Origin of the sequence: Acidihalobacter sp., assembly GCF_037381185.1 — a bacterium.
GTDB lineage: Bacteria > Pseudomonadota > Gammaproteobacteria > DSM-5130 > Acidihalobacteraceae > Acidihalobacter_A.
The window spans coordinates 27,870-44,110 of record NZ_JARRQY010000024.1; the positions used below are offsets into that span (position 1 = coordinate 27,870).

Annotated in this window: 14 protein-coding genes; 11 read left to right on the forward strand and 3 right to left on the reverse strand. The window is 61.4% G+C overall.

Going from position 1 to position 16,241, the window contains the following annotated elements; genetic code table 11:
• The first annotated feature begins 148 nt into the window (after positions 1-148).
• From map to dapE, 7 genes are all read left to right on the forward strand, one after another.
• Positions 149-937, forward strand: coding sequence for a type I methionyl aminopeptidase (gene map, locus P8014_RS09680; protein WP_337817111.1), 789 nt, complete (start codon positions 149-151; stop codon positions 935-937).
• Complete coding sequence (gene glnD, locus P8014_RS09685) at positions 937-3,648, forward strand: [protein-PII] uridylyltransferase (RefSeq protein ID WP_337817112.1); 2,712 nt, start codon at positions 937-939, stop codon at positions 3,646-3,648. The genes map and glnD overlap by 1 nt, the downstream gene beginning before the upstream one ends.
• Positions 3,649-3,713: 65 nt before the next feature.
• Positions 3,714-4,910 (forward strand): succinyldiaminopimelate transaminase, encoded by a 1,197-nt coding sequence (dapC, locus tag P8014_RS09690; protein WP_337817113.1) that lies wholly within the window; start codon positions 3,714-3,716, stop codon positions 4,908-4,910.
• Positions 4,911-4,946: 36 nt separating this feature from the next.
• The gene (gene dapD / locus P8014_RS09695) at positions 4,947-5,768 is read left to right on the forward strand and encodes a 2,3,4,5-tetrahydropyridine-2,6-dicarboxylate N-succinyltransferase (protein WP_337817114.1); all 822 of its coding nucleotides are present in this window, start codon (positions 4,947-4,949) and stop codon (positions 5,766-5,768) included.
• 12 nt (positions 5,769-5,780) lie between these two features.
• The gene (locus P8014_RS09700; RefSeq protein WP_337817115.1) at positions 5,781-6,203 is read left to right on the forward strand and encodes a YccF domain-containing protein; all 423 of its coding nucleotides are present in this window, start codon (positions 5,781-5,783) and stop codon (positions 6,201-6,203) included.
• The gene (locus tag P8014_RS09705) at positions 6,200-6,550 is read left to right on the forward strand and encodes an ArsC family reductase (protein ID WP_337817116.1); all 351 of its coding nucleotides are present in this window, start codon (positions 6,200-6,202) and stop codon (positions 6,548-6,550) included. The genes P8014_RS09700 and P8014_RS09705 overlap by 4 nt, the downstream gene beginning before the upstream one ends.
• A 24-nt stretch (positions 6,551-6,574) precedes the next feature.
• The gene (dapE, locus tag P8014_RS09710) at positions 6,575-7,705 is read left to right on the forward strand and encodes a succinyl-diaminopimelate desuccinylase (protein ID WP_337817117.1); all 1,131 of its coding nucleotides are present in this window, start codon (positions 6,575-6,577) and stop codon (positions 7,703-7,705) included.
• Between the two features lie 87 nt (positions 7,706-7,792).
• Here the strand turns inward: dapE and P8014_RS09715 are convergent, their stop codons facing one another.
• The 3 genes from P8014_RS09715 to lptF form a co-directional block, all read right to left on the reverse strand.
• The gene (locus P8014_RS09715) at positions 7,793-8,257 is read right to left on the reverse strand and encodes a hypothetical protein (RefSeq protein ID WP_337817118.1); all 465 of its coding nucleotides are present in this window, start codon (positions 8,255-8,257) and stop codon (positions 7,793-7,795) included.
• Between the two features lie 320 nt (positions 8,258-8,577).
• On the reverse strand, positions 8,578-9,636 hold the full coding sequence (gene lptG / locus P8014_RS09720; protein WP_337817119.1) for an LPS export ABC transporter permease LptG: 1,059 nt from the start codon (positions 9,634-9,636) through the stop codon (positions 8,578-8,580).
• Positions 9,633-10,730 (reverse strand): LPS export ABC transporter permease LptF, encoded by a 1,098-nt coding sequence (lptF, locus tag P8014_RS09725; RefSeq protein ID WP_337817120.1) that lies wholly within the window; start codon positions 10,728-10,730, stop codon positions 9,633-9,635. The genes lptG and lptF overlap by 4 nt, the downstream gene beginning before the upstream one ends.
• Positions 10,731-11,025: 295 nt before the next feature.
• On the opposite strand from lptF, the gene P8014_RS09730 reads away from it, so the two are divergent.
• From P8014_RS09730 to P8014_RS09745, 4 genes are all read left to right on the forward strand, one after another.
• Positions 11,026-12,516 carry a leucyl aminopeptidase gene (locus P8014_RS09730; RefSeq protein ID WP_337817121.1) on the forward strand — a complete coding sequence of 497 codons (1,491 nt, stop codon included), beginning with the start codon at positions 11,026-11,028 and terminating at the stop codon, positions 12,514-12,516.
• Positions 12,517-12,518: 2 nt separating this feature from the next.
• A complete protein-coding gene (locus P8014_RS09735; RefSeq protein WP_337817122.1) occupies positions 12,519-12,944 on the forward strand; it encodes a DNA polymerase III subunit chi in 426 nt (141 codons plus the stop codon).
• A 36-nt stretch (positions 12,945-12,980) separates the two neighbouring features.
• The gene (locus P8014_RS09740) at positions 12,981-13,655 is read left to right on the forward strand and encodes a hypothetical protein (protein ID WP_337817123.1); all 675 of its coding nucleotides are present in this window, start codon (positions 12,981-12,983) and stop codon (positions 13,653-13,655) included.
• A gap of 127 nt (positions 13,656-13,782) precedes the next feature.
• Positions 13,783-16,241, forward strand: a 2,459-nt coding sequence (locus P8014_RS09745) for a valine--tRNA ligase (protein WP_337817124.1), incomplete at its 3' end; no start/stop codon positions are given.

Here is a 16,241-nt window from a genome sequence, read left to right on the forward strand (position 1 = left end):
GTGTTCAATCGAAGCGGCGGATCGCCTTGTAGCGTCCGGCACCCCGAGCCAAGGCGCAATTGCGCGCGAGGCCGGCGCTTTATACCATAAACAGCTTACCCAACCAACCGCTGCACGGGTGTCATGCACCCCGGCGAATGCAGGATTTATGAGCGTAACAATCAAGACTGCCGAAGAGATCGAGAAGATGCGCGTAGCCGGCCGCCTGGCGGCCGAGGTACTGGAGATGATCACGCCGCACGTCCAGCCCGGAGTAACCACCGAGGAACTCGACCGGCTGTGCTACGACTACATCGTCAATGAACAGGAAGCCATCCCGGCCCCGCTCAACTACCACGGCTTCCCCAAATCCATCTGCACCTCGGTCAACCATCAGGTCTGCCACGGCATTCCCAGCGAGCGCCGACTCAAGAGCGGCGACATCATCAACATCGACATCACCGTCATCAAGGACGGCTACCACGGCGACACCAGCATGATGTTCATGGTCGGCAAGCCGAGCGTGATCGCACGTCGCGTCTGCGACATAGCGCATGAGGCCCTGTGGATCGGCCTGCGCATGGTTGCCCCCGGCATGCGTCTGGGCGACATCGGCCACGCGATCCAAACCTATGTCGAGGCCCAGCATGCCAGCGTCGTGCGCGAATACTGCGGCCACGGCATCGGTCTGGGCTTCCACGAGGACCCCCAGGTGCTGCACTACGGCAGGCCCAACACCGGCCTCGAACTCAAGGCCGGCATGACCTTCACCATCGAACCCATGGTCAACGCGGGCCGGGCACCCGTGCGCGTGTTGCCTGACGAGTGGACGGTGGTAACCAAGGATCACAGCCTGTCGGCGCAGTGGGAACACACGGTACTGGTCACGGAAACCGGCCACGAGATACTGACCTTGCGCAAGGACGAACGCCAAGCGCTCGCTCAGGGCGCCGCCTGATGACGGACCGCGCCGACATCGAGCACATCGATTGGCCTCCGACTCTGGAACCCCACTTTGATCTCGAGGGAGAACTCGGACGCCTGGAGCATGCCGACGATAAACTCTCTGCCAGGCGCGCACTTTTAGGCACCGCCAGGACAGCGCTCGACGAGGCATTCATGGCCGGCGTACTCGCCGACGACCTCGTACATGGCCTAGCCGCCATTCTCGACCGGCTGTTGCGTACCTGCTGGCGCGATGCCACGCTGCACGACAACGCTGATCTGGCGCTGGTCGCAGTCGGCGGATATGGACGCGGCGAACTCCTGCCCGGTTCGGATATCGACCTGCTTCTGCTCGCGGCGGAAACACCGAACGAAGCACAAGGCGAACAGGTCGCCGAGTTCATTCGACAACTGTGGGACATGGGTCTGCACGTGGGCCACAGCGTGCGCACGCTGTCCGAATGTGAGGCCGAGGCGGCGCAGGACATTACCATCGTCACCAATCTGATGGAAGCCCGCCTGCTTGCCGGCAGCGCCGACACCTACACCGAACTCCAGACCCGTACCGGGCCCGAGCGCATCTGGCCCAGCCGGCAGTTCTTCGCCGCCAAGCTTGAGGAGCAGGCCAAGCGCCACCACAAGTTCGGCGACACAGCCTATAGCCTCGAACCCAACGTCAAGGACAGCCCGGGGGGCTTGCGCGACATCCAGATGATCGGCTGGGTCAGCAAGCGTCATCTGCACGCCCGGCGCATGAGCGAACTCGTGCATCATGGTTTTCTCACCCACGACGAATACGGCGAACTCAAGGAAGGCCAGTCCTATCTCTGGCGCGTGCGCTTCGCCCTTCATTCCCTGACCGGCCGCAGCGAGGAACGCCTGCTGTTCGACCAGCAGCGCGCCCTCGCCAACCTGTTCGGTTACCACGACGAAAGCTCCAACCTCGCCGTCGAACAGTTCATGCAGACGTACTACCGCGCGGTCATGCGTCTCGAACGACTCAACGAAATGCTGCTGCAGCATTACAAGGAAGCCATCCTCTACACGGACGCCGTCGCCGAACCCGCCCCCCTTAACAGTCGTTTCCAGGTACGCCGGGGCTTCATCGAGGCGCGCCACGCTGATGTATTCAAGGAATACCCACCGGCCCTGCTGGAGCTGTTCCTGCTCAGCGCCCAACATCCCGAGATCGAAGGCGTGCGCGCCAGCACCATCCGCCTGCTGCGCCAGCACCGGCACCTCATCGACGACGACTTCCGCCACGACCTTCTGTGCCGCAACCTTTTCATGCAGATCCTGCAGCAGCCTCACGGCGTTACCGAACAGCTCCGGCGCATGAATCGCTACGGCATTCTGGCCGCCTACCTGCCCGCCTTCGCCCTGATCGTCGGGCGCATGCAGTATGACCTGTTCCACGTCTATACCGTGGACGAACACACCCTCATGGTGCTGCGCAACGTGCGCCGCTTCAGCGTTCCGGAACTGCGCGAGGAGCTACCCGAGTGCAGCCGGATCTTCGGCGAAATCGCCGCGCCCGAAGCACTCTATCTGGCCGCCCTGTTTCACGATATCGCCAAGGGACGCGGCGGCGACCACTCCGAATTGGGAGCCCAGGACGCCGAGGATTTCTGCCGCCTGCATGGACTACCCGAGGCCAGCGTCTCGCTGGTCAGTTGGCTGGTTCGCAATCACCTGCTGATGTCCATGACCGCGCAGCGCAAGGACATCAGCGACTTGGAAATCGTGCGCGAATTCGCACGCCTAGTCGGCACGCAGCAGTATCTGGAGCATTTGTACCTGCTGACCATCGCCGACATCCGCGCCACCAACCCCACGCTGTGGAATTCCTGGCGCCAGTCCTTACTCTCCGAACTCTACGAAGCCACCGCACGCGTGCTACAGCAGGGCATCGAAACCTCGCAGAGCGGGCACGAACTGACCGCCCAGGTGCAAACCGAGGCGCTCAAACTGATTCGCGCGCAACGCCTGCCGCAACGAGACACCGTGCAGCTATGGGAAGAGCTGAGTGAGGACTATTTCCTGCGCCACTCCGCTGACGAAGTCGCCTGGCACACCAAGGCCATCCTCCAGCACGGCGTCGATAGCGGACCGGTGGTGCGCATCCGGCCGCATACCGAGCGAGGCGGCAGCGAAATCTTCGTCTTCACCGAAGACTCTCCGCAGTTGTTCGCCCACGTCACCAATACCCTCGACAGACTTGGCCTGGACATCGTCGACGCCCGCATCACATCGGCCCGCCACGGCATGGTGCTGGATACCTTCATGGTGCTCGAGGACAACGGCGAGGCACTGCAGGACGGTTTCCGCCTGGACGAAATCGAGGATAGCCTGAAGGCCTCACTGGACAATCTCGACACCCCCCTGCCCCGGATAAAACGCCGTCTGCCACAGCGTCTGCGTCATTTCCAGGTACCGACACGCATCAACTTCAGCCATAACGAATCCCAGCACTGGAGCGCCATTCAATTGACCACCGGTGACCGTCCCGGCCTGCTGTCCGCCGTCGGTCAGGCGCTTGCGGACAGTCACCTGCGCCTGCACAACGCAAAAATCACGACCATCGGCGAACAGGCCGACGACATTTTCTACGTGACCGAGGACAGCGGCCAACCGCTCACCGACGCACAACGCCAGGCGGAGGTACACCGTGCCATCATGCAGGCGCTGGACGAAAACATCCCGGCCTCTGCCTCCGCCGGCTGAAGGACGCTGCCCACACCCAGCAGCATCACGCTATACTGACCGGCCACCGACGCCAGCCCGACCCGATGAACCCCGATCTCGAGCGCCTGCAACCCTACCCCTTCGAACGACTGGCCACCCTGTTCGCCGGCACCGAGCCCGCCGCCGATCGGCAGCCGATCGCCTTCTCGATCGGCGAGCCTAAACACCCGACCCCCGGTTTCATACGTGAAGCGGTGCTGGAACATCTGCACAGCTTGGCGAACTACCCGACCACGCGCGGCGAAGCCAAGCTGCGCGAAGCGATTGCAGGCTGGCTGTCGCGTCGCTTCGAACTGCCTCGAGGACGCGTGGACGCCGACCGCCAGGTGCTTCCGGTCAACGGCACACGCGAAGCGCTGTTCGCGTTCGCGCAAACCGTGATCGAACGCACCGACAATGCGCTGGTGCTGATGCCCAACCCGTTCTATCAGATTTACGAGGGTGCAGCGCTATTAGCGGGCGCAGAGCCGATGTATCTCAACTGCACCCCGGACACAGGCTTCTTGCCTGACCTCGACTCAGTCCCCACGGATGCATGGAAGCGCTGCCAGTTGTTCTACTTGTGCACGCCGGGCAATCCCTGCGGCGCCGTCGCCCCGGAAAGTTGGCTGCAGAAGCTCGTCGAACTGGCCGAACGGTACGACTTCGTCATCGCCTCCGACGAATGCTACAGCGATATCTATCTTGACGAACAGAACCCACCACCGGGCCTGCTGGGCGCCTGCGAGCGCATTGGCAACGTCGGTTTTGAACGCTGCGTCGTATTCCACAGCCTGTCCAAACGCTCGAACGCTCCAGGGTTGCGCTCCGGTTTCGTTGCCGGCGACGCCGAGTTGTTGAGGCGCTTCCTGCGCTACCGCACCTATCATGGCTGCTCCATGCCGCCGCCGACCCAGGCTGCAAGCGCCCTCGCCTGGGACGACGACGAGCACGTGCGCCTCAACCGCGACGCGTATCGCGCCAAGTTTCATGCGGTGCTCGAGATCCTAGGACCGGTGTTCGATGTCGGCGCCCCACAAGGCGGATTTTACCTGTGGCCGAAAACCCCTGTCGCCGATACCGATTTCGCCCGCGGACTATACGAGCGCGAGAACGTCGTGGTGCTGCCTGGGCGCTATCTATCCCGAGACAGCGCTGACGCCGACCCCGGCATCGACCACGTACGCATCGCCCTAGTCGCACCGCTCGATGAATGTATCGAGGGTGCGCGGCGCATTCGCCGCCATACCGAATCTCTTTAACCATCTAATCAGTAAACAGCCAGCCCGGAGTCTCCAATGAGCGACATCCAACCGATTATCGAAGAAGCCTTCGAACGCCGCGCCGACATCAGCCCGCGCTCCGTCGAAACCCATGTCAAGGATGCCATCCTAGAGGCCATCGAGCGTCTCGACTCCGGCGCCGCGCGAGTCGCCGAAAAGCTCGATGGCGAGTGGGTCGTCAACGAGTGGTTGAAAAAGGCCGTACTGCTGTCGTTCCGGATCTGGGACAACGAATTCATCAAGGGCGGCTTCACCAACTACTACGACAAGGTTCCGTCCAAGTACGCCGACTACAATTCGCGTGAATTCCGTACTGGCGGCGCACGCATCGTCCCCCCGGCGACGGCCCGCCGCGGCGCCTACATCGCCTCCAACGTGGTGCTCATGCCCTCCTACGTCAACATCGGCGCCTACGTCGATTCCGGCACCATGGTCGACACCTGGGCCACGGTCGGCTCCTGTGCCCAGATCGGCAAGAACGTACACCTGTCCGGCGGCGTTGGCATCGGAGGCGTACTCGAACCGCTGCAGGCCACTCCGACCATCATCGAGGACAATTGCTTCATCGGCGCCCGCTCGGAAATCGTCGAGGGCGCCATCATCGAAGAAGGCGCCGTCATCTCCATGGGCGTCTACATCGGTCAGAGCACCAAGATCTACGATCGCGAAAGCGGCGAGATCCTCTATGGCCGCGTTCCGGCCGGAGCCGTGGTCGTCCCCGGGAACCTGCCCTCAGACGACGGCAAGTACAGCCTGTACTGCGCCGTGATCGTCAAGCGCGTGGACGAAAAAACCCGCGCCAAGGTCGGCATCAACGAACTGCTGCGCTCCATTTAAGGCCCCGCAGCCATGCGCGACGTCCTGCGACTCATCGGCAACCTGCTCTGGCTCGTGTTCGGCGGGCTGCTGATGGCGCTCGCCTGGTGGCTGGCAGCCATCGTGATGATCCTCACCATCATCGGCATACCCTGGGCCCGCTCAGCCTTCGTCATCGGGCGCTTCACACTGTGGCCGTTCGGCTATCGCGTTGCCGAACGGCGCGAGCTGTTCGGCCGCACCGATCTGGGCAGCGGTGTATTGGGCACGTTGGGCAATGTCATCTGGTTCGTGCTGGCCGGCCTGTGGCTGGGACTCGGCCACCTCATCGCGGCGCTGGGCTGCTTCGTCACCATCATCGGCATCCCTTTCGGCGTGCAGCACATCAAGCTTGCCCAGCTATCGCTGTTCCCCATCGGCAAGACCATCGTCCCGATCGATTCATATACCCTATGACACCCGTACTTTACGGTATCAAGAACTGCGACACCGTGCGCAAGGCCCGCCGCTGGTTGGAGGAACACGACGTGGAGTATCGCTTCCACGACTTCCGTACCGACGGCCTGGACCTCCAGCGTCTGCAGGCCTGGGCCGACGAACTCGGCTGGGAGATACTGCTCAATCGCCGCGGCACGACCTGGCGCAAACTGCCTGAAGAGCGCAGGGAAAACGTCGATCAGGCGAGTGCCGTCGAACTCATGCACGAGCAGCCGTCGCTGATCAAACGCCCCGTGCTGGACCTGGGATCGCAGCGCCTGATTGGCTTCGATACCGCACGCTACGCCGCCTTGCTGGGCGGCTGAATCCATGACCGGCCACCGCTTCCCATGAGCGAAACTCTCGAACTGACCCGCCGCCTGATCGAACTGGCCTCGGTTACCCCCGATGACTCGGGATGTCAGCCCCTGCTCAGCCGGCGTCTCGGCCAACTCGGTTTCGAAACCGAAGAGCTGCTCTTCGGCCAGGTCACCAACAGCTGGATCCGGCGCGGCGATGCACATCCATTGTTCGTGTTCGCCGGGCACACCGACGTGGTCCCGAGCGGGCCGCAAGAGCGCTGGACTAGCCCACCGTTCACCCCCCGGCTCGCGGACGATGGCATGCTGTACGGCCGTGGTGCGGCCGATATGAAGGGCAGCATAGCGGCCTTCGTGACAGCCTGTGAACGCTTCGTAGCCGGCAATCCCAACCACAAGGGCTCCATCGCCCTGCTCATCACCAGCGACGAGGAAGGCCCCGCAATCGACGGCACGCGGCGGGTCGTGGAAACGCTGGAGGCACGCGGCGAAAAAATCGATTGGTGTCTGGTCGGTGAACCGTCGAGCACCGAAAGAGTCGGCGACATCGTCAAGAACGGCCGCCGCGGTTCGCTTTCAGGAAAACTCCTGATACAAGGAAGACAGGGGCACGTCGCTTATCCGCATCTGGCACGCAACCCCATTCATCTGGCGCTGCCGGCCCTAGCCGAACTCGTCGAAACCGTCTGGGACAACGGCAACGAGTTTTTTCCGCCGACGACCTTCCAGATTTCAAACATCAGTGCCGGCACGGGAGCCGGCAACGTCATCCCCAGCGAATTGACGGTCGATTTCAATTTTCGCTTTTCAACGCAGAACAGCGCGGAGCAGTTGCGCCAGCGGGTCGCTGCCGTGCTCGACGCGCATGAACTCCAGCATGAAATTTCCTGGGCACTGTCCGGCGAACCGTTCCTGACCGCTTCCGGCGAACTCGTCGACGCCGTCGCCCACGCCATCCGGGAAGTCACCGGTCGCGAAACCGAACTTTCAACTGCCGGCGGCACCTCGGACGGCCGGTTCATCGCTCCCACCGGCGCGCAAGTGGTCGAACTCGGCCCCGTCAATGCCACCATCCATCAGATAGACGAACGCGTCCTGGCCTCCGACCTCGACACCCTGAGTGAAATTTACGAAGCCGCTCTGCGTCGACTGCTGCTCTGAAACGAATAATCACAGTAGCGTTCGCCAAAAAACGAAACCGGCCCCGTTAAGCGGGGCCGGTTCGTATCATCTACGCGAAAACCGAATTCAGGCGCTCTTGCGCGGGCGACCGCGGCGCTTTTTCGGTTCCGCGGCTTTTTGAACCTTGGCAAGTTCTTTCGCATTCCAGGAAGTAACGAACTTGGTCAGCGCTTTTTCCTGCCGTTCAAAAAGCTTCAACGCCGTGCGTTCGCGTTTCTGAACCGCCTTGAGTTCCGCCTTGAGTTCATTGATCTGAGCTTCGGCCTTGTCCAGCTTGGCTTGAAAACGAGCCTCGATTTCCCGCTCGAATTCCATGACCAACGACATTGCCTTTGGCGGACGGCCGCGGCGTTTGGTTGCGGTTCCGGCAGCGGATTTCGGCGGACGGCCACGACGACGCGGCGCTGTAGCAGCGCCCTCGGTCTTACGCGGGCGACCTGGACCGCGCTTTTGGGGAACTTCAGCCTGATCTGCCACAACCGAAGTCTCTGCCTGTGAATCAGCCTGCGTCGTATTTTGTTCGTCGTTCATTAAAAACCCCACAACAATACTATTGAAATGAATTGTCCCGTTCGATCACGCCCAAAAATACTACATATCGAACATTTATTCTAATCTATTTTAGGGCACATTATATGAATCCACCAGCTTCACGCAAGTATCAATAATTCAAACCAAAACATCGCTACGGAGTCTCTCTGAAGCTTCATACTTGTAACTCTCAGGAAGCGCATACCGACAGACCAGATCCAGACGCGAATTGACCAAAAAACTTTCGGGCAATTTCTAATGAATAGTCAAAACCGGATATGGTCGGACGAGCTGACGGAAGCCGTGATGCAAGCGCTTTTTCAGCGAAGACGCCGTAACGCCACCAAACTCATAAAAGCGAACAACATGAGCGGAAAAGCCGCACTCAGCAGAGGGGACAGGCCATAAACCAGCCCAACCTGGTTGGTCAGCCTGTTGAAGAAATAAAACCCCACACCGATAATCACACCGATAAACAGACGTTGCCCCGCCCCTCCGGATCTCAACGAGCCGAATACAAACGGAACCGCAAGCAAAAGCATCACTAGCGCCGAAGCAGGCGTCGTGAAACGCTGCCAGAACGCCAATTCATAACTTGCCGAGTCCAGCTGATTGGCCCGTAGATAGCCAATGTAACGTACCAATGCGAAGGCATTCATATCCCTCGGACGAGTATCGAGAAGACCAAAAAGATTGGGCTCGATCAGCTGATTTCTGGCGATCTCGGACCGACGCTCCGTCGTCACCTCCGTACCATCGAAGCGCGTGATCGCAACCTGCTCCAGCACCCAGCGGTCATCTTTATAATGCGCCGCCTTGGCTTGAATCACCGCCTGCAACCTGTGTCCGCCCCCAACTTCGTAAATAGTCACGTCACGCAGGCGTTGACCGGGCAGCACATGCGCAATATGAATGTAACGGTTGCCGTCGCGCGCCCATACGTTCTGCTCCGAAGCGACGACCGATGACCCGGTCTGCGCCTGAAGCTTGAGCGATTGCGCCATCTGTTCTCCGATCGGCGCCACCCATTCCCCCAGCGCCACCGCCACAAACATCATCAGAATACCGGCACGCAATGCTGCGCGCACGACCCCTGAAACCGATACGCCGGCCGCACGCATCGCGATCAGCTCACTGTTTGCGGCCAAGGTCCCCAGACTCAGCAAGGAACCGATCAGCACCGCAGTAGGGAACAACTCGTACATACGTCTGGGTTCGGTATAGAGGGAATACAGGAAGGCCTGCGCCAATCCCCCCTGCGCGGTGCTGTCCAGTTGCCCTAGAAACCCGAATACCCAGTCGAGCAGGCCGAGCACCAACAAGGCAAGCAAGGTACCCGAGATGACGGTACGCATAAGGTAGCGATTCAAACGCTTCACTGTGCACCCGCTCGTCGAATGCTACGTCGAGGACGCTGCCGCGATCGCCACCACCACATCAGCGCCCCCAATGCCAACAACACCAAATGTGGCCACCACATACCCAGCCAGGACGGTACATCCCCGTGTTCCATCCAGGACTTGGAAATCAGAATCAGATTGGCGTAAAACACGTAGAGCAGAATTGCCAGGGCCAACTGCCCGAAACGTCCCTGGCGAGGGCGCGCATAGCTCAACGGCACGGCAATGAATGTGAGGATCAACACCGACAGAGGCACGGACAGGCGCCATTGCAGTTCAGCCAAATCCGCCACGCCCCCTTCGCGCCACAGCTCAAGGCTGGAACGGGCATTGCGCTTCCCCGCCCCAGTTCCCACCGACGGCATGACGATCATCGTCTGATAATGCTTGAACTTCAAAATGCGGTAATCGGCCGTTCCCGCACGGCCGTCGTAGCGCACGCCGTCGTTGAGCGACAAAACTCGCTGTCCGCTAGCTGCGTCCGTATGCTGCGTACCGCTTTTAGCCAACACGACCACTGGCGTATGTGCATTGCCGGCCTGCACGAAAATATTCTCCAGACGACGCCCGCCTTTTCCCAGCGCACCGACAAACCCCACCGCACGGCCCGAAACCAGGCTCAGGAAACGCCCGGCTTCCACCGCCGCCAGACTCATGCGTTGCTGACCTTCGCGCTGTATCGTATTGCTTTTTGCGGAGGCCCATGGAAACACGAAAAACATCAGCCACAACAACAGCGCCGCCAACGGAACCGCCAACAGAAGCAAACCCCGGTAGAGGGTGCGCTGCCCGACGCCGGCCGCCTGCAGGGCGGTCATTTCACTGTCGCGATAAAGTCGGCCAAGCGTGAGCATGACGGCCAGGAACAAAGCTACCGGCGTCAGCAGCACCATGGCCTTGAGGCTCTCGACCGCCACCAGCGGCGCGAGCAGATCCACTGGCAGGCTGCCTCCCGCGCTCATTCCCAGCAAACGCACGAAAGTCCCGCCGACGATGACCAAGCCGAGGACCAGCCCCACAGCCACCTGCGTGATAAAGACTTCCGTGATCAGATAGCGATCGACAATACGCATGATTTTATGTCGGCAGCGAGGCCCCACAGAAACTTACGGGCCGCGCACATGGCTTTCGGACGTCCGGAACAAATGGCTGCACGGCGTTCGCTCCCTCGCCTATCGGGTTGTCATGCATCAGCCGTAGCGCGACGCATGCCTTGCACCTCATCCCAGTTGCACATTTTTCCGGCATATCACTTGAAACGAACGGTTCGCTTATCGGACGCGCAAGTTTGCCATAGAATGGTGCGGGTAAGCTTAACAACAACCGCGAGCGCCTTCGGGCCGCGCACTTTCCGCCAGGAGTTCCTCTATGCAGTTCAAATCCGTCAGCTCCGCTTTCGATCGTATCAAAACCCCTTGCCTCGTCGTCGGCGTATTCCAGAAAACGCGGACTGACGCTACCTTCGCCGCGCTCGACGCCCTGACCGAAGGCTGGCTAGGGAAGCAGATCAAACGCGGTGATATTGACGGCTCCAAAGGACAAGCGCTGTATCTCTACGATCCACCGGGTCTGAAAGCCGAGCGTCTGCTGCTGATCGGCTGCGGCGACGCCAAGGCATTCGACGAACGCGCCTACATCGAGGCCAGCCGTAGCGCGGCCCGTGCATTGAATGCCGGCGGCGCCAGGCAGGCTGTGAGCACCCTGTCTGCACTGGAGGTAGAACAGCGCGACACCGTATGGAAGATTTCGCAGGCAGTGTTGGCTACCGAGTACGCGCTTTATTCCTTCGACGAATTCAAGAGCGAGCCGAACACCAACCGATCAGCCCTCCGACGCCTCGATCTCTGGCAGCCCGAAACTCCGCCCAAGGGTACGCTGGAGCGTGCTTGCGCTACGGCTCACGGCGTCTCCTTCGCGCGTGATCTGGCCAACCGCCCAGGCAATGTCTGCAACCCGAGTTATCTGGCAAAACAGGCCAAAGCGCTCAAAAAACGCTTCGACAGCATCGAACTCGAAGTGCTCGACGAAGCGACTATGGAAAAACTCGGCATGGGTGCTTTCATGGCCGTTTCGCGCGGCAGCGAACAACCCGGAAAACTCATCGTCATGCACTATCGCGGCGGCGACAAAAATGCCAAGCCCATCGCCCTCGTCGGCAAGGGCATAACCTTCGACACGGGCGGCATTTCACTCAAACCCGGCGCGCAGATGGACGAAATGAAGTACGACATGGGGGGCGCGGCAAGCGTCTTCGGTACCTTGGCCGCCTGCGCTGAGTTCGAGTTGCCACTCAACGTGATCGGCGTCATCGCCGCGGCGGAGAACATGCCTGACGGGCGTGCCAGCAGGCCGGGCGACATCGTCAAGACACTGTCCGGGCAAACTGTCGAAATTCTCAACACCGACGCCGAAGGCCGACTCGTGCTGTGTGACGCCCTCACCTACGTCGAGCGCTTCGAACCGCGCTCAGTGGTCGACATGGCCACACTTACCGGCGCCTGCATCATCGCTCTGGGCCACGAGGTAAGCGCCGTGCTGGGCAACCACGCGCCTCTGGTCGATGCCCTCAAGCAGGCCGGGCAGGAGAGCTTCGACCGCATCTGGGAATTGCCGCTGCTCGACGAGTACAACGAACTGCTCAAGAGCAATTTCGCCGATATGGCCAATATCGGCGGGCGGGCCGCTGGCACCATCACCGCCGCAAGCTTCCTGTCGCGCTTCACCCGCAAGTTCCACTGGGCGCATCTCGACATCGCCGGCACCGCGTGGGTCAGTGGCGACAAGAAGGGAGCAACCGGCCGACCGGTGCCGCTGCTGGTCGAATACCTCTCCCGCTGCGCAGCCGAAACCGCCGCCTGATCATGACGCGGGTGGATTTCTACCTGTTGCCGAGCACCGACGAGACGGCGCGCCTGCGTGTCGTCTGTCGGCTCGCCGTCAAGATATTCGGCCTCGGCCAGCAACTGCACATCCATACGGCCGATGCGCAACAGGCACAGAAGCTGGACCGTCTATTGTGGACGTTTCAGGACACCAGCTTCCTGCCGCACTCGCTCGTCGGTTCGGAATCCGCCACCCCCATCACCATCGGATACGACAACGCACCCGCCACGGATGGCGACGTGCTGATCAATCTCGCGCCCGATACGCCGCATTTCTTTAGCCGCTTCGAACGCGTCGCGGAAGTCGTCGACGAACAACCCGATGTGCGCGTTGCCGGCCGCACTCGCTACCGCTTCTATCGCGATCGAGGCTATGCTCTGCAGCATCACCAGTTGGGCTCCTGAACACCCTGACCGGCCCCAATTCGCCGAGAGCAACGCATGAAGAAAACGCATCCCGACGAGGACAAGATCCCGACACTGCGTGACTTGGTCTTCCCGGGTAACGAAGAACTGCGCCGTCCGCCGGAGCACGAAGGCGAGCGCATCGAACCGCGTCTGGAACCCGACGAGGACATCCGTATCGACGCCTCTTCGCCAGCCGAGTCCGGACAGGAGCATCCGTCAGATCCGTTCATCCTGCTGCCCGAATACGAACTTGACTGGGAAGACGAACAAACCACACCGCACGCACAGACCCCATCGGAAGCAGCCGCCCCCCCTCCCGCAGACATCGACGAGATCACCAGAACCGATGAGGTGGAGACCTCCCCGGCTCCGCCTGAAAAAGAAACCGACAGCGCTGCCATAGAATCGAAAATCGTCCAGGAGAGCACCGACAACGGCATCGAAGTGGAAGAGGAAGTCAGCATCGAGGATCTGATGACTTATTTCCACTACCCTAGGACGCAGGATTCTTCGAGCCTTGCGCCGGCGCAGACAGCACCGCAGGGAACGGGGCCTGAAACGGTCGCGCCCAACCCGCAACAAGCCTTTGCCGATGAGTCGCTGACCGAAGAAGACATTCGTGACGCCGTCCGCGGCGCACTCGATCAGGAATTCGGCAGACTGACCGACATCGTCACCCAGGCCGTTCTAGCCCGGCTACGGCACTGAACAACAGGTCAGTCTGCACGCAGACAGGTTACCCCGCCGCCCCGCTTTCCTTTCACATCCCTCGGAACAATCGCCGAGCGCCGCTATAATCGGATCCTTTTGAGCCCGAACCGGACATACGGACACGATGGACAAGACTTACGACCCGCACGCGATCGAACAACATTGGTACTCAACCTGGGAGAGTCGCGGCTACTTTGCGCCCAAAGGTACGGGTCAGCCCTATTGCATCATGATCCCTCCGCCCAACGTCACCGGCACGCTGCACATGGGGCACGCGTTCCAGGACACCCTGATGGATGCGCTTATCCGGCACCATCGCATGCGTGGCGACGACACGCTGTGGCAGGCAGGTGCGGACCACGCCGGCATCGCCACGCAGATGATCGTCGAGCGCCAGTTGAACCAGCAGGGGGTGACGCGCCACGAACTCGGCCGTGAGGAATTCCTCAATCGCGTATGGCAGTGGAAGCATGAATCCGGCGGCAACATTACCCGCCAGCTGCGGCGCATGGGCGCATCCCTGGACTGGAGCCGCGAGCGCTTCACCATGGACGCAGGACTCTCCGAGGCGGTCACCGAGGTTTTCGTGCGCTTGCACGACGAAGGCCTGATCTACCGCGGCAAGCGCCTGGTGAATTGGGATCCGGTGCTGCACACCGCCATCTCCGACCTCGAGGTTGTCTCCGAAGAGGAGCAGGGGCACCTGTGGCATCTGCGTTACCCACTGAGCGACGGTAGCGGCCACCTCGTCGTCGCGACCACACGCCCGGAAACCATGCTGGGCGATGCTGCGGTGGCTGTGCATCCGGCCGATGCCCGCTACGTCGAACTAGTCGGCAAAACCGTCAAGCTGCCGTTGACCGGAAGGCATATTCCGATCGTTGCCGACGAGTACGTCGATCCCGAATTCGGTACTGGCTGTCTGAAGATCACTCCGGCGCACGACTTCAACGACTACGCCGTCGGCCAACGCCACGACCTGCCGCTGATCAACGTATTCACCCCCGATGCAGAGATTAACGACGAAGCGCCACAGGCCTACCGCGGCCTGGACCGTTACGAGGCACGCAAGCGCGTGGTCGCGGACCTGCAGGCCCAGGGCCTGGTCGAGCGCATCGACGACCACACACTCATGGTCCCGCGGGGAGACCGTTCCGGCGCCGTCATCGAGCCCTATCTGACCGATCAGTGGTACGTCAAAGTCGAACCGCTGGCCAAACCCGCAGTGCAGGCGGTCAAGGACGGACGCATCCGCTTCATCCCGGAAAACTGGGACAAGACCTACTTCGACTGGATGAACAAGATCGAGGACTGGTGCATCTCGCGCCAGTTGTGGTGGGGGCACCGCATCCCGGCATGGTACGACGAGGCGGGCAACATCTACGTCGCACACAGCGAGGAGGCCGCGCGTGAGAAATACGGCCTGGCGGCCGATCTCGCCCTGCGCCAGGACGAGGACGTGCTCGACACCTGGTTCTCTTCCGCGCTATGGCCGTTCTCAACGCTCGGCTGGCCGGAAAACACCGACGAAGTGAAGCACTACTACCCGACCAGCGTGCTGGTCACCGGTTTCGACATCATCTTCTTCTGGGTCGCGCGCATGATCATGTTCGGCCTCAAGTTCATGGACGACGTCCCCTTCCACGAGGTCTACGTGCACGGCCTGGTGCGCGATGCCGAAGGCCAGAAGATGTCCAAGTCCAAGGGCAACGTGCTCGACCCCATCGACCTGATCGACGGTATCGCGCTCGACGAGCTGCTGGAAAAACGCACGCGTGGACTGATGCAGCCGCAAAAAGCCAAGCAGATCGAGAAGGCCACGCGACGCGACTTCCCGGACGGCATCCCGGCCTTCGGCACCGACGCCCTGCGCTTCACCTTCGCCGCGCTGGCCTCCACCGGCCGCGACGTACGCTTCGACCTGGCGCGCATCGAAGGCTACCGCAACTTCTGCAACAAGCTGTGGAACGCGGCTCGCTACGTGCTCATGAACACCGAGGGTGAAGACACCGGTCGCGACGAGCAGGCGCCGGTGAACCTCTCGCTGGCCGACCGTTGGGTCATCTCCCGCCTGCAGCGAGTGGAAGCCGAAGTCGCCGGACATTTCCAGGGCTACCGTTTCGACCTGCTCGCCCGCGCCCTCTACGACTTCACCTGGCACACCTACTGCGACTGGTATCTCGAGCTGGCCAAGACGGTGCTCACCGACGACTCGGCCTCGGATGAGAGCAAGCGCGGCACCCGGCGCACTCTGGTGCGTGTGCTCGAAACGCTGCTGCGGCTGCTGCACCCGGTCATGCCCTACATCACCGAGGAGATCTGGCAGTCGGTGGCCCCCCTGGCCGCGCGAGAAGGCGAAACAATCCTGCTGCAGCCCTACCCCGAAGCCGACCAGACCCGCATCGATGCGGAGGCGGAGCAGGAAATGGAGTGGGCACAATCCTTCATTCTCGGTGTGCGGCGTATCCGAGCGGAGATGGACATCGCCCCGGGCAAGCCGCTGCCGGTACTGCTCGACGGCTACAGCGAAGAGGATCGCAGGCGCTGCGATGCGAACCGCCGCTTCCTGGACGGACTGGCCCG

Bases quoted from the DNA above. Each gene is read 5' to 3' on its own strand.
- map (WP_337817111.1), top strand. From the start codon at position 149: ATGAGCGTAACAATCAAGACTGCCGAAGAGATCGAGAAGATGCGCGTA.
- glnD (WP_337817112.1), top strand. From the start codon at position 937: ATGACGGACCGCGCCGACATCGAGCACATCGATTGGCCTCCGACTCTG.
- dapC (WP_337817113.1), top strand. From the start codon at position 3,714: ATGAACCCCGATCTCGAGCGCCTGCAACCCTACCCCTTCGAACGACTG.
- dapD (WP_337817114.1), top strand. From the start codon at position 4,947: ATGAGCGACATCCAACCGATTATCGAAGAAGCCTTCGAACGCCGCGCC.
- P8014_RS09700 (WP_337817115.1), top strand. From the start codon at position 5,781: ATGCGCGACGTCCTGCGACTCATCGGCAACCTGCTCTGGCTCGTGTTC.
- P8014_RS09705 (WP_337817116.1), top strand. From the start codon at position 6,200: ATGACACCCGTACTTTACGGTATCAAGAACTGCGACACCGTGCGCAAG.
- dapE (WP_337817117.1), top strand. From the start codon at position 6,575: ATGAGCGAAACTCTCGAACTGACCCGCCGCCTGATCGAACTGGCCTCG.
- P8014_RS09715 (WP_337817118.1), bottom strand. From the start codon at position 8,257: ATGAACGACGAACAAAATACGACGCAGGCTGATTCACAGGCAGAGACT.
- lptF (WP_337817120.1), bottom strand. From the start codon at position 10,730: ATGCGTATTGTCGATCGCTATCTGATCACGGAAGTCTTTATCACGCAG.
- P8014_RS09730 (WP_337817121.1), top strand. From the start codon at position 11,026: ATGCAGTTCAAATCCGTCAGCTCCGCTTTCGATCGTATCAAAACCCCT.
- P8014_RS09735 (WP_337817122.1), top strand. From the start codon at position 12,519: ATGACGCGGGTGGATTTCTACCTGTTGCCGAGCACCGACGAGACGGCG.
- P8014_RS09740 (WP_337817123.1), top strand. From the start codon at position 12,981: ATGAAGAAAACGCATCCCGACGAGGACAAGATCCCGACACTGCGTGAC.